The sequence below is a fragment of the Thermosynechococcus sp. PKX95 genome (genome assembly GCF_031583295.1).
In the GTDB taxonomy this organism is placed as follows: domain Bacteria; phylum Cyanobacteriota; class Cyanobacteriia; order Thermosynechococcales; family Thermosynechococcaceae; genus Thermosynechococcus.
This window is the reverse complement of sequence record NZ_CP134171.1, coordinates 1,720,073-1,732,342: the sequence shown is the minus strand read 5'-3', so window position 1 is coordinate 1,732,342 and position 12,270 is coordinate 1,720,073. Positions and strand designations below refer to the sequence as shown.

At 53.0% G+C, this 12,270-nt stretch carries 13 protein-coding genes; 8 read left to right on the top strand and 5 right to left on the bottom strand.

Translation table 11 applies throughout. From position 1 onward, the window contains the following. Positions 1–37: 37 nt before the first annotated feature. From RHH81_RS08475 to RHH81_RS08465, 3 genes are all read left to right on the top strand, one after another. Entirely contained in the window at positions 38–1,630 is a 1,593-nt protein-coding gene (locus RHH81_RS08475) for an Hsp70 family protein (RefSeq protein ID WP_310742911.1), read from the top strand. A 12-nt stretch (positions 1,631–1,642) separates the two neighbouring features. After that, positions 1,643–1,906 carry a DUF3146 family protein gene (locus RHH81_RS08470; RefSeq protein WP_302678062.1) on the top strand — a complete coding sequence of 88 codons (264 nt, stop codon included), beginning with the start codon at positions 1,643–1,645 and terminating at the stop codon, positions 1,904–1,906. Between the two features lie 65 nt (positions 1,907–1,971). Then, positions 1,972–2,175 (top strand): hypothetical protein, encoded by a 204-nt coding sequence (locus RHH81_RS08465; RefSeq protein ID WP_011058047.1) that lies wholly within the window; start codon positions 1,972–1,974, stop codon positions 2,173–2,175. Here RHH81_RS08465 and RHH81_RS08460 read toward each other — a convergent pair. From RHH81_RS08460 to RHH81_RS08450, 3 genes are read right to left on the bottom strand one after another with little or no spacing between them, the layout of a single operon-like run. After that, positions 2,153–3,298: a tyrosine-type recombinase/integrase gene (locus RHH81_RS08460; RefSeq protein WP_206199806.1), complete on the bottom strand. Its 1,146-nt coding sequence runs from the start codon at positions 3,296–3,298 to the stop codon at positions 2,153–2,155. The genes RHH81_RS08465 and RHH81_RS08460 overlap by 23 nt on opposite strands. After that, complete coding sequence (locus tag RHH81_RS08455; protein ID WP_206199805.1) at positions 3,273–5,579, bottom strand: heavy metal translocating P-type ATPase; 2,307 nt, start codon at positions 5,577–5,579, stop codon at positions 3,273–3,275. Before RHH81_RS08455 ends, RHH81_RS08460 begins: the two co-directional genes overlap by 26 nt. 23 nt (positions 5,580–5,602) lie before the next feature. After that, entirely contained in the window at positions 5,603–6,583 is a 981-nt protein-coding gene (locus RHH81_RS08450; RefSeq protein ID WP_206199804.1) for a bestrophin family protein, read from the bottom strand. 187 nt (positions 6,584–6,770) lie between these two features. Here RHH81_RS08450 and RHH81_RS08445 point away from each other — a divergent pair, with 187 nt between their 5' ends. Together RHH81_RS08445 and RHH81_RS08440 are read left to right on the top strand one after the other, a co-directional pair. Beyond that, positions 6,771–6,980 (top strand): chlorophyll a/b-binding protein, encoded by a 210-nt coding sequence (locus RHH81_RS08445; protein WP_206199803.1) that lies wholly within the window; start codon positions 6,771–6,773, stop codon positions 6,978–6,980. Between the two features lie 290 nt (positions 6,981–7,270). Beyond that, positions 7,271–7,612, top strand: coding sequence for a hypothetical protein (locus RHH81_RS08440; RefSeq protein WP_310744282.1), 342 nt, complete (start codon positions 7,271–7,273; stop codon positions 7,610–7,612). Here the strand turns inward: RHH81_RS08440 and RHH81_RS08435 are convergent. Further along, complete coding sequence (locus tag RHH81_RS08435; protein WP_310744281.1) at positions 7,601–8,878, bottom strand: hypothetical protein; 1,278 nt, start codon at positions 8,876–8,878, stop codon at positions 7,601–7,603. The two genes, RHH81_RS08440 and RHH81_RS08435, sit on opposite strands and share 12 nt — an antisense overlap. Before the next feature lie 77 nt (positions 8,879–8,955). Between RHH81_RS08435 and RHH81_RS08430 the strand changes: the two genes are divergently transcribed. Then, positions 8,956–9,117, top strand: a complete 162-nt coding sequence (locus RHH81_RS08430) for an IS630 transposase-related protein (RefSeq protein ID WP_310742908.1) — start codon at positions 8,956–8,958, stop codon at positions 9,115–9,117. A 201-nt stretch (positions 9,118–9,318) separates the two neighbouring features. After that, on the top strand, positions 9,319–9,462 hold the full coding sequence (locus tag RHH81_RS08425) for a transposase (protein ID WP_310742907.1): 144 nt from the start codon (positions 9,319–9,321) through the stop codon (positions 9,460–9,462). 84 nt (positions 9,463–9,546) lie between these two features. Here the strand turns inward: RHH81_RS08425 and galE are convergent, their stop codons facing one another. Then, positions 9,547–10,599, bottom strand: coding sequence for a UDP-glucose 4-epimerase GalE (gene galE, locus RHH81_RS08420; protein ID WP_310742906.1), 1,053 nt, complete (start codon positions 10,597–10,599; stop codon positions 9,547–9,549). Between the two features lie 44 nt (positions 10,600–10,643). Here galE and RHH81_RS08415 point away from each other — a divergent pair, with 44 nt between their 5' ends. Next, positions 10,644–12,269, top strand: coding sequence for a peptide chain release factor 3 (locus tag RHH81_RS08415; RefSeq protein ID WP_310742905.1), 1,626 nt, complete (start codon positions 10,644–10,646; stop codon positions 12,267–12,269). Position 12,270: the final 1 nt, after the last annotated feature.

Here is a 12,270-nt window from a genome sequence, read left to right as displayed (position 1 = left end):
GGTAGGGATGAGAGAATGCGGTTGATGTGTGCAAACGGTGACCTACGCAATTGATTTTGGAACCAGTAATACGTTGGTGGCGCGGTGGAATTATGCCACCCAAGCAGCCGAAGCGGTAACGCTCTCTGGACTCTCGGTGGGGTTTGGTGAGGTACCGGCGCTCATTCCTAGCTTGGCCTATGTGGAGGATGCCAGTGTTCCTCTGGTCGTGGTAGGGCAGCAGGTGCGCGATCGCGGCTTGGATGGGGTGGGCGATCGTCGCTTTTTCTCGCGGTTTAAGCGGGGGATTGGCGCCACCGTACAGGGCTATTTACCCGAGCTGGATGGCTGTTCTTTGAGCTTTGAAACCATTGGCACGTGGTTTTTGCAAGCCCTGTTGAAGGACCTGAAACACACTAGCGGCGGCGATGTCGAACAGGGGTTGATCTTCACCGTGCCGGTGGATAGCTTTGAAACCTATCGCAGTTGGCTGTTGCAGGTGTGTGAGGGGTTTGCCATTGAGCAAATTCGCCTCTTGGATGAACCCACGGCTGCGGCCTTAGGTTATGGCGTGGCCGATCGCCCGCTGATCTTGGTGATTGATTTTGGCGGGGGCACCCTCGATCTCTCCCTTGTCGAACTCAAGAGCGATCAACGCCAAAGCCGTCCCTTGGGATTTATTCTCAAGTGGGGCGATCGCCAGTGGGCCTCAAGCGACAACCAACGGCCTCGCACAGCGCGGGTGATTGCCAAAGCGGGCTTGAATTTAGGGGGCACGGATATTGACCACTGGATTGTCGATGAATGGGTAAAACGCGGCATGACCGCCAATAGCCTACTCCTGCGCCTTGCCGAGCGCTTAAAAATTCAACTCTCGCAGCAGCCCTATGCCCAAGAGGTGTACTTTGACAGCGAAACCTTTACCACCCTTGAACTGCGCCTCGAGCGCGCTGAACTGGAGGAGATGCTTCACCAACAGCAATTTTTCCAACGTCTGGATGATGCTCTCACCCAAGTGCTCCAACAGGCACGCCGCCAAGGGATCACCCCCGACACGATTGATGCGGTGCTCCTAGTGGGGGGGACAACGCAAATTCCCGCAGTGCAAAAATGGGTTGCTGAGTATTTTGAGGCCACAAAGATCAACGCCCAACAGCCTTTTACAGCGGTGGCCATGGGTGCTCTAGCAGTGACCCAAGGGCTGGATGTCAAGGATTTTCTCTACCACAGCTACGGCATTCGCTTCTGGGATGCTAAGCTCAACCGTCATGGCTGGCACCCCATTATCCAGCGGGGACAACCCTACCCCATGGGCGAACCCGTGGAATTGATTTTAGGGGCCTCGACGGAGGGACAGCCCAGTATTGAACTGGTGATTGGTGAATTGGGGGACGAGCAAGGGGGTGTGGAGATCTTTTTTGATGGCGATCGCCTGATTACCCGTAGTGCCGGTGAACGCACGGTGCAGCCCCTCAATGACACCCCCCAAGGCAAAACCCTCGCCAAGCTGGATCCCCCTGGCTATCCGGGGAGCGATCGCATTCGGGTCCTCTTTCAAGTGGATGGCGATCGCCAACTGCGGGTTACCGTTGATGACTTGCTCACCCAAGAGCGTCTCATCAATAATCAAATCGTCACCCAATTGCGTTGACCGAATTGCATTGTGGCTTCCCATTCCCTACCCCAAACTACTGCCTATGTCCGCATCATTGCCCAAAGTTGGCAAGAGGGTCACATTCGTGGCCACGTCTGCGCCAGCGAGTACCAGTGGGAATTTTGCTGGCAATTCAGGGCGAAAAAGCTGCAAATCTCCCCAGCCTTTGGGCGTGCTCTGATCAAAGAACCCTTGGGGCGGTTTCTCGAAGCCCAAGACTACCAATTAGAGCCGGGGGGTGATTATGAATTTGTTGTCCGTGCCAAGTTTTAGGTGCGTTCCGCTGTGCCTAAGCTACAATCAGTGAGGAAACCTGTGCTGATATTGCCAGATAGCCTATGTTCTTGAGCGAATTAGCGCCCCTTGTCAAAGAGTTGAGCCAAAAACCCGTTGCCTTTATGGGCGGCTTTGTCTCTGGATTGTTGGGGTTGAGCCTTGATCAAAAGCCAGTCAGCGATTGGCTCAAGCAGTACGGCGACTATCAGCCCCCCAGCCCGCCGCCACCCCCCCCCAGTGACTTCAAGAGCATTCGAATTGAGTAAGGACACGAGCCACTGCCTGCCGTTGATCCCGTAGGGTCAGCCAGCGGTGGTAGGTTTGGGTATGAATCGCCACACTGTGTCCCATCATCCGTGCGGCAACGGTATCGGGTAAGCCATAGTGAATTGTGCGCACCGCCCACGCATGGCGCAAGTCATAGGGACGAAAGGGCAAGCCGTAGCGACGGAACTGTTGATTTACCCGCTGGCCAATGCGTTGGAGGGTTGTTTGGGTCAAATCCGTATTGATCCTCGGCAACTGGGGCGATCGCAAGCCAAACACCTCAACCCACTGAGGAGGAAAGGGCCACACCTGATGGCAACCTGTTTTGGTGGTTTCCTGCACCTCGATCATCCCTGCCGGGTCACCTGTGACGAGCCCACTTAAATCGCAGAAGAAGACTTCATGATTGCGCAGGCCATAGGCCGCCATTAAGCCATAGACATAGCGCCACTGGGGATTGGGAATCTGTTGGTAGGCGGCTAGAATCTCCTCATCACTGGGTAACTCCCGTGGTTGGAGCGATCGCCGGGAATAGGTGCCCCAAAACTGAGCTAGGGGAATCGGTAACTCCACCCCTAGGAACCGACAAAACCCTTGAAAGGCGGTACAGGCCACCTGCCGTTGTCGCTTATCAGCGGGGATTTGCTGCAACAGGCCATAGATCAGTTCTGGTAATGAATGGTCGGGATGGGCAGCGGCGGCTTTGAGCAACTGACGCAGATAGGGCGCATAGGCCATCTCCCACGTAGTGCAGCTGCGATCTTGAGCCAGGAAGGCCGTTTCAAAGGCGGCAATTTGCTCTCCTAGGGATAACTCCCCAAGGCGCCCTAACCCCTTGACCCGTTCATAGTCCTGCCAGCGAAAGGTGTTTTCCAGTAATTTGGCGGCAATGATTTTGGCTTCCTTTTCCGCTGCCTTAAGACCGCTGGGGGTGGCGGGTAACCCTAGACTTAAACGCTGTTGGTGGGGGCGGAGCCGATGGCTGCCCGGTCGTGGCGGCAGGGTACCCCTCAGGCTGAGACGTTGGCCGCGTTGTTCAATTTGCAGACCCAACTGCGCTAGTTTGAGGCGTTGATTGACCTGCTGAAGTTGTTGGTCAAGTTTCTGAGGGGACGTGGCCATTGCTGAGGGACTCAGAACTCAACTCGCTGCCGAAATGACCAAAACTGCGGCGAGGACGTTTTTTCCAAGGAATATCGAGAACCCCCGCTTGGGAGCGGCTACGACTGGACTTGTGCTCAACTTTGACGGGGCGATAGTCCGTGAGGATGCGCAGGCTATTCAGTTCGGCCAAGAGGGTGGCGCCATTGCTAATCAAGACGGCAATCACGGGGTGCAAGCTCAAAAAGACCCCCGCTAAAACCACACTGACATTGGGAATGACCACAAGGGCGATATTTTGATTGATAATGTTCATCACTTCTTGGCTGAGGGCGATCGCCTGCACCAGTCCCTCAAGGCGATTATTCATCAAGAGAAGATCTGCGGTTTGCCGCGCCGCATCACTGCCTTCAGAAAGGGTAATGGAAATATCAGCGTAGGCCATTGCTGCTGTATCATTGAAGCCTTCGCCCACATAGGCCACGACTTTTTCGCCACCATTTTTAAACTTCTCTAGAAGTTCAACTTTGTCCTCTGGCATTTTATTGGTATAGATTTGACCGAGACGAAAGCCAGTGGCATAGCCCACCGCATTGGCGACTTCGTGGTGATCTCCCGTCACCATATAGCACTCAATACCCCGCTGTTGCAGAGCGGCAATCACACTAGCGGCTTCAGAACGCACGGGGTTGCTATAGAACACCAGTGCCACCAGTTCACCATTACAGGCAACACAGACAAGGGAGCGGTTCCAAAGCACGCCTTCATGGGTGCGCAGTTCATCAAGATCAATGGGCACTTGGCGATCGCCCATCCATTGGGGTGTGCCCACCAAAATCTCTTGCCCCTCGACGGTTGCCGCAACTCCCTTACCCGGTTCATAGACCCAGTTGCTATAGGTTCCCCCCTCAATCCCGCGTTCAGCCGCATACTCAAGGATGGCAAGGGCAAAGGGGTGATTGATTGACTGTTCCACAGTTGCCAGCCAATAGAGCAGCGTTTGTTCACTCAGGCCGGGCTTGAGGAGATTGACCCCCACAATGGTTCCCTTCACTTCCGTCAGTGTGCCGGTTTTGTCAAAAACAATGACATCGACTCGTGAGAGGAGTTCGAGGGCGCGGCCATTGCGAAAATACACCCCGACATGGGGCGCATGGGTGAGGGCTGCCAAAATTGCAGTGGGAATGGTAATGCCAATCCCTGAGCCAAAGTCCAATTGCAGAGGGGCGATCGCCCGATGGGCATCCAAGGTGACCCCATAAACAATAGCAGCCACGCCCATTGCGGGCAAAATGGCTTGGTTCGAGATTTCCTCAGCGTAGTTTTCAATGCGAGTATCCAGTTGCGGCGCTTGGCGAGCCAGTTGCAGCGCCTTGCCCACCTGCGTCTCTTCACCAACGGCTTCAGCAACAATGCAAATTTGTCCCCGCACCACAAGGGAAGAGGCCAGCACCGTTTGTTCAGGTTCACAGGGCAATAGATCCGACTCTCCCGTGAGAAACTGCCGCTGAATCACGGCGGATCCCCAGAGCACGGTACCATCCACGGGCACCGCGGATCCGGCGGCCACAATCACGCGATCGCCCACCTGTAGCTCGCGCACAGAGACATTTTGGCGAGTGCCGCCCCGCTCTACCCAATAGGTGCGCTGTTGATCGAGGGGGTCAAAGACTTGGTTTTCCCCCACTTGAGCGGTCATATCCCGCAGTGACCCCCCCACTTGACCCATAAAGGCAGCTAACACCGGCGCCATGTATTCCCCTTGCAGCGTATGCAGAATCGTCCAGAGGGATTCCAGTTGGGTGACGTTGAGATGGCGGTGTTCGAGGCTCTCTAGGGCTTCTTGGAAGGTGGGCAGTGCCACAATCACAATCACAGTGGCGACAATGGCAGGGTAGAAGGGGGTTTGTACTGGTAGTAGCGCCACGATCGCCAGCGCCAAGGTGGGTAGCGCCATTTTCTCGATAAAGTAAGCGGTGTTCCAAGGGGAGTACACCAACTTATCAATGGGCAGCATCCCCGGTAAGGGTAAACGCTCATCTGCTGCGGCCTGAATCAATTGGCCAAAGCGGTGAAGGGGATTGTCAGCGTCGGGACTGTACTGAACAATCAGGCTAGCAGCGGGCAAGTTGAGGCGAATTTGTTGCACACTGTCTTCTTGAACAAAGAGAGCTTGCAGTTGCCGCCCATAGCGATCGTCATATTGCAGGCGGGGAATCCGCAACCGCACTCGCCCCGGTAAGTGATGCACCACTTCGTAATGAACCCTTGCTGGCGGCGGGGAAAGCACAGTTGCAGTCATGATCAATTACCCCTAAGGATCGGTTAAGAAAAGGGCTGGGCGGAGCGATGGCCATGGTTCGGCGCACTAATGAGGTCATTGATATTCTGCTGCATGGTTAGGCAAATTGCATCCAAGGGCAGATCATTGAGGTCACGGCCAAAGGGATTTTCGATTTCGATGCCAATTTCTTCAACGCCAAAGAGGGTAAAGGCAATGAGTCCCACCATTAGGCCTGTCCACCATACGAGGTTATCCACCAGTTGAAAGGGTAGCAGCAAGCAATAGAGAAATAATAGCTGCTTGAGATGAATGGCATAGGCAAGGGGCATCGGTGTTTTCAAAATTCGCTCACAGGCACCCATGGCATCCACCAGTTGCACCAGCAGTTCATCCATGTAAGTGAGTTGATATAGGGACAGGGAGCCACAGCGGTGTTGGTGGTGCAGATAGTCCTCAATCCACAGGGCAATGCGCAAGGGGACATTTTGCACCGTTTGTAGCTCTTTGTATTGATGGGGCTTGAGCAGGGGTTCTAATTCGGCAAAGGATTCTCCTCGCAGGTGTTGCTTGGTGGCGATCGCAAACACCCCCACTAAATGAACGGCATCAATTTTGGCTTGGTGATCCTCCGGACTATTTTCGTCAATGGCAGTCCACATCAAGCGGGTTAGGCTGCGGGAATTATTCACAATGTTGCCCCACTGGCGGCGACCTTCCCAAAAGCGCTCATAGGCAGTGTTGGTGCGAAAGACGAGGAGCAACCCCAGCACAATCGAGGGAATGAGACTGCCTAGCACTGGCCAGTGGACATTGATCACATAAAGGTCGATCACCGTCACCAAGACGCCAAAGCCACCGCAAAAGAGCACTTCCGAAAGAATGGCCGGAATGACCGAGCCACGCAAACGCAGCGCCAGACGTAACCATTGCGGCGGTTGCAACAAAAACTTCGCCACGCCCGACCGATCTCGGGGTAATTGGCGTCTGAAGGGGTGAAAACCGAGGAAAGAGAAGCGGCTCATGAATACCAGTGGGCGATTCCCACCCCAATCTTTAGCACACTGGCGTGCTGAAACCGTGTTTTTACCGCAAAGAACAACCGAAGAGACTGCAAATCTTAAGAAAATCCGTTACCCCTTGCCATTCCCCGCAAGAAGTGTTAAGTTATATTAAGAACATGAAACACTTTGTAACAAACGGAGGACAAAAATGAGAAGCGGCAGCATCATTGATGATCAAGGCAAAATGAACAACTTTGCCATTGAACCCAAAATGTACGTGATGAGTGAACCGCAAGCCGGGTTTACTCCCTATGCAGAACTGTTCAATGGTCGCTTGGCCATGATTGGCTTTATCTCCCTGCTGGCCTTGGAAGTGATTACGGGTCACGGTCTGATTGGCTTTTTGAATAGCCTCTAGGTCGTCGCTGCGCTCTTAGGCATATCCGTTCTTCAGCAGCCCTTGCGCCGTTAGAAAGAACAAATAACTCATGGAATGGGTCAGCCTGCCTCTCGGGGTGGGCTTTTTGCTTGTAGTCTTTAGATGAAACAGAGGTCAGTTTAGATCACTCCCAGCGAGAATCCCTAGAGCAAATTCTTGATCTATGTCGCAATTTCTACAGTAGAGCGCATTCACAGCTTCCCAGTAATTTCAAAGAGAAAGATGTGCAAGTTGTCCTTGAAAGGCTCTTGAGAAGTACGTTTCCCAACTTGGATATTAGACGGGAGTACCCTATTCCTCAGCCCTACTCCCATGGTCGATTGATTGACTTTATGCTTGTTGATGAGAAGGTTGCAATTGAGGTCAAGGTAGTCTCAGCACAGGGAGGGCGGAATCGGTTATTTAAAGAATTAGCAATAGACCTTGAAGCGTACCGCCATAGTGAAATGAGTTTTAGAAAATTGATTTGTTTTGTTTACGATCCTAATAATCAATTACCCAATCCGCGTGGCTTTGAAAATCACCTGAGGGGCGATCGCGGGGGATTTGAGGTCATCACAATCGTGGCACAAAATCCTTATCAGGCTAATGGAGTCGCTTCAGCGGGATAGGTGAGTGACAATCACGCAGTTTAAGGCCTTGAAAGGATCGCGAGACAATTGCTTTTGGGGCAACACTTTGCTTAATATCTGTTTCAGGGCATTCAGCACCTTTTCCTGCATATCTTCAACCTCGGCCAGTCCTGCCAGTTGATGGACAACGTTATTGCGTTGCTGATAGTAGGCCTCGATCCGCTGGAAGTGAGGAGCAAGATCCGTTGTTTGGGAGTCATACTCTAAAACTGCTAGCAAAAGCTCCCGCGTCACGACATCAAGGAACAGGCGATCGCCATTTTTGCGCTGGTAGCTTCTGAGGTATTGCCAAAGTCGACCGTGATCGTGGTGTTGCAGCAAGTTCAAGCTGCGTTCTCGCGTTGCCCCATCAGTTGTAATGTCAAGACCCACCGTCTCTTGTACAAAGTATTGCAATAAGTTTTCGTACAAACTCATGGCCAAGATTAGGGCTTCTGCATAGCGCCCCACCGTAAATAGGCCAACAACTTGAAAGTAAGTGTCCCGAAAGAGGGCATGGCGATTGTTCTGCCGCAGTTGGGCGATTTCCTGAAACCAGAGCTTTTCAATCTCAGTTTTGTAGGGGTTGATGGCATCAAAGGCTTGGTGGTAGTTGCGGGCAAGGCGATATTTACCATAGCGAATCAGTGCTAAGGCCAGAGGAGCCTCAATAGAGCTATGCTTGAGGGAAATTTCAGCCCCTTGGTAGTCATAACTATCCAACTGCTGTTGAATCCCTTGACGATCTAACGCTTGGCGAAAGACATTTAAGTCCACCGCAAATACTCGCTCTTGACCCGGTCGAATTTCTTGGGGATTGCGGGCTTGCCATAGCCGGAGTCGGTGTCGCGTCTCGATCGCCTGTAAAATGCCCCAAGCCGCTTTCATGGCGGGGGTACCAGAGGAACCATTCAGTTCTAGCCAGTCGTTGGAGCCTTGATAATCCTTGGCTAGGTGTAGTGCGCGCTTGGCCTCTTGGACGGCGATGACAGGGTTAATTGGGTCTGCGGAGAGTTCCCTGCTGACCACTTTTAGGTGAATTGCCGCCTCGCCAATTTGCAGCTCACTGTGAAGCCAGTCCTTGGTGTCGATCGCCCGTTGTTGAAAGTCTTCTGTGTAGAGCAATAGAACCCGTTTGATCGGCTGCTGTTGGGCTAAAAACTTTGCCAGTGAAACAATGGAGCCTTCTTGGTTGGTTTTCTCAGAGTACGGATCTTGATGACCCACAAAGGAAAGGAGAATGCTACAACCCATAGTGGTTTTCACAGAAGGTCTCTTGTCTATGTTGCCGCAATCATCCCCTATATTTCAGGCTGTGTCGGAATTGCTTGGTCTGGCAATCAGTGAGCTGCGCCACTATCCATCGCTGGCTGAAGCGAGACGACTTAGCCGCCACAGTTGTCCCCCGTCGTCCTTGGAAGCTAGATTGGGCAGCCTTGGCAGCGGATGTTGCTGCCCATCCCATTGACGAGACAGCGTTTGACTCTCAGGTGGCCTGTGAGTAGGGGTGGTCAGCGCGAGGCTAACGGATTGATGGAGAGTTGGGAAGTGTCAGAAAAGTAGAGCGTTTAGTGGCAAGACGGTATAGACACCAGAAAGACTTTATCGCCCCAATGCTGTTTTGCGGGTATTTGAATGGGTGAGGGTTTGTGAGCTGACTGAGTGAGTACTGTTTGCCGGCGTTAGAGAGACCATTGCTGTTGATTATGGACAATGCACCAATTCAACCGATTCATCCCCAAGGGGGGATGCAGGCAGTGGTAAAAGCGGCGGGTCACGCGGTGTTATTTTTACCGAAATCCTCTCCTGATTTGAATGTGGTTGAGCATGACTTTAGTGGGCTGAAGTGAGTGGGCTGAAGCGAGCGCGCAGGTATGCAGGGTCAAACCGTTCTATGGATGAGGTGATTCGCAAGTATTGTGCTGGATAATGTCTCATTCTTTATTGGAATAGCTATATATTGCCACAATCGTGCCTGATCCGTGGCGGTATTGGTGCCATCGCCAAGCGTGATCAATGATTTGCTCGATGTCAGGGTACTGCGGCTGCCAACCTAAAATCTGACGGGCGCGATCGCTATTGGCAACGAGGATTGCGGCGTCTCCTGCTCGGCGATCGCCCTCAACGACTGGAATCGAACAACCTGTGACCCTCTGAGCGGCTTCAATAATTTGCCGCACCGAAAAGCCTTGGCCATTCCCCAAGTTAAAAATTTGCGAGTCGCCGCCACTCAGGAGGTACTTTAATCCCAGCACATGGGCTTGGGCTAGATCCACGACATGGATGTAGTCGCGAATGCAGGTGCCATCGGGAGTAGGGTAATCTGTGCCATAAATGCAGATGTGGGGGCGTCGCCCCATCGCCGCCTGCAACACTAGGGGAATCAAGTGGGTTTCTGGATGGTGATCTTCCCCTAAGCGGGAGTCGGGATCGGCGCCTGCGGCATTGAAATAGCGGAAAATTACCGACTTGAGGCCGTAGGCCCTGCCCATATCGGCAGCAATTTGCTCCACCATCCACTTGGAGCGCCCGTAGGGGTTAATGGGAGCACAGGGACAGGTTTCGCGAATCGGCACCTCTGAGGGCAAGCCATAGACGGCGGCTGTGGAGGAAAAAACAAAGTAAGGCACCTCGGCGGCGACCATGGCCTGTAAGAGGGTCAGGGCACCATAAACATTATTTTGATAAAAGCGATCGGGGGAGCGGACAGACTCGCCCACTTCAATATAGGCAGCAAAGTGCATTACTGCCGTCACGGGATAGGTTTGAAAAATCCAATCTAAGAGGGAGCGATCGCCAATATGACCCACAATGAGTTCTGTTTTAAGAACAGACTCGACCAAATCGCGGTGCCCTCGCTCAAGGCTATCTAAAATCAGTACTTGGAAGCTGGCTTGCTGCAGTGCCAAAACGGTATGGCTGCCAATATAGCCCGCGCCCCCGGTGACCAGAATCAGCGGCGAATTATTACCATTATTAATTGTCATTAAAGTCCATCTGTTACACTAGGAAAGCTGCTACAAATTCTGCCATGACCAGTGACTTGCACCATGAAATCACCCAAGAGGTGAAACGACGTCGTAATTTCGCCATTATCTCTCACCCGGATGCCGGGAAAACGACGCTGACGGAAAAGTTACTGCTCTACGGTGGGGCTATTCACGAGGCGGGAGCCGTCAAAGCACGACGGGCACAGCGGCAGGCCACCTCTGACTGGATGGAAATGGAGCAACAACGGGGGATTTCGATTACCTCGACGGTCTTGCAGTTTGAGTACCAAGGCTATCAGATTAACCTCTTGGATACCCCCGGCCACCAAGACTTTAGTGAAGATACCTATCGCACCCTTGCGGCGGCTGATAATGCCGTGATGCTGGTGGATGCGGCCAAGGGTCTAGAACCCCAAACCCGTAAGCTCTTTGAGGTGTGCCAACTGCGGGGTCTGCCGATTTTTACATTCATCAACAAGCTGGATCGGCCGGGGCGGGAACCCCTTGAACTGATTGATGAAATTGAACAGGAGTTGGGGCTGATTCCCTATCCTGTGAACTGGCCGCTAGGAATGGGCGATCGCTTTCGCGGCGTCTATGATCGCGTGCGCCGCAACTTTCACTTTTTTGAGCGCACGACCCACGGTAGTCGTGCTGCGGCGGAAACCATCCTTGCCCTTGGCGATCCGGCCATTGACGCCTACATTGAGCCCTATCGCTTGGAATATCACCAACTCAAGGACGAACTGGAACTGCTAGATGGGGTTGGTGCTGAACTCGACCTCAATTTGGTGCATCAGGGAAAAATGACTCCCGTCTTCTTTGGCAGTGCCATGACCAACTTTGGCGTGCGCCTGTTTCTGGAGCACTTTTTGACCTATGCGTTGCCACCCATGGCCTACAAGAGCGATCGCGGGGCGATTGATCCGACGCAGGAGCATTTCACTGGCTTTGTGTTTAAGCTGCAGGCCAATATGGATCCGAAACATCGCGATCGCGTCGCCTTTGTGCGGGTCTGTAGCGGCAAATTTGAAAAGGACATGACCGTCAACCATGCTCGCACCGGCAAAACCATCCGCCTTTCTCGTCCCCAAAAACTCTTTGCCCAAGGTCGCGAATCCCTTGAAACGGCCTATGCGGGCGATGTGATTGGCCTGAATAATCCAGGCATGTTTGCCATTGGCGACACCCTCTATGTCGGCCCCAAATTGGAATATGAAGGCATTCCCTGTTTTTCCCCAGAACTCTTTGCTTATCTGCGCAACCCCAACCCCTCCAAGTTCAAATCCTTCCAAAAAGGGGTGAATGAGCTACGGGAAGAGGGTGCCGTGCAAATCATGTACTCTACCGATGAATCGAAACGAGAACCGATTCTGGCGGCAGTTGGCCAATTGCAATTTGAAGTGGTGCAGTTTCGCCTATTAAACGAATACGGTGTGGAAACTCGTCTTGACCCTCTCCCCTATACCGTTGCGCGCTGGGTACTGGATGGTTGGGAAGCCCTTGCAGCCATTGGCCGCATCTTTAATGCTGTCACCGTCAAAGACAGTTGGGGACGGCCGGTGCTGCTCTTTAAGAATGAGTGGAATCTGCAACAGACAATGGCAGATCATCCCAAACTGCGCCTGAGCGCGATCGCCCCCCTTGCCGCTGCTGTGTCTGCCTAGC

Coding starts and splice junctions, on each gene's coding strand:
- RHH81_RS08465 (WP_011058047.1), top strand. CDS start 1,972: ATGTTCTTGAGCGAATTAGCGCCCCTTGTCAAAGAGTTGAGCCAAAAA.
- RHH81_RS08460 (WP_206199806.1), bottom strand. CDS start 3,298: ATGGCCACGTCCCCTCAGAAACTTGACCAACAACTTCAGCAGGTCAAT.
- RHH81_RS08455 (WP_206199805.1), bottom strand. CDS start 5,579: ATGACTGCAACTGTGCTTTCCCCGCCGCCAGCAAGGGTTCATTACGAA.
- RHH81_RS08450 (WP_206199804.1), bottom strand. CDS start 6,583: ATGAGCCGCTTCTCTTTCCTCGGTTTTCACCCCTTCAGACGCCAATTA.
- RHH81_RS08445 (WP_206199803.1), top strand. CDS start 6,771: ATGAGAAGCGGCAGCATCATTGATGATCAAGGCAAAATGAACAACTTT.
- RHH81_RS08425 (WP_310742907.1), top strand. CDS start 9,319: ATGGACAATGCACCAATTCAACCGATTCATCCCCAAGGGGGGATGCAG.
- galE (WP_310742906.1), bottom strand. CDS start 10,599: ATGACAATTAATAATGGTAATAATTCGCCGCTGATTCTGGTCACCGGG.
- RHH81_RS08415 (WP_310742905.1), top strand. CDS start 10,644: ATGACCAGTGACTTGCACCATGAAATCACCCAAGAGGTGAAACGACGT.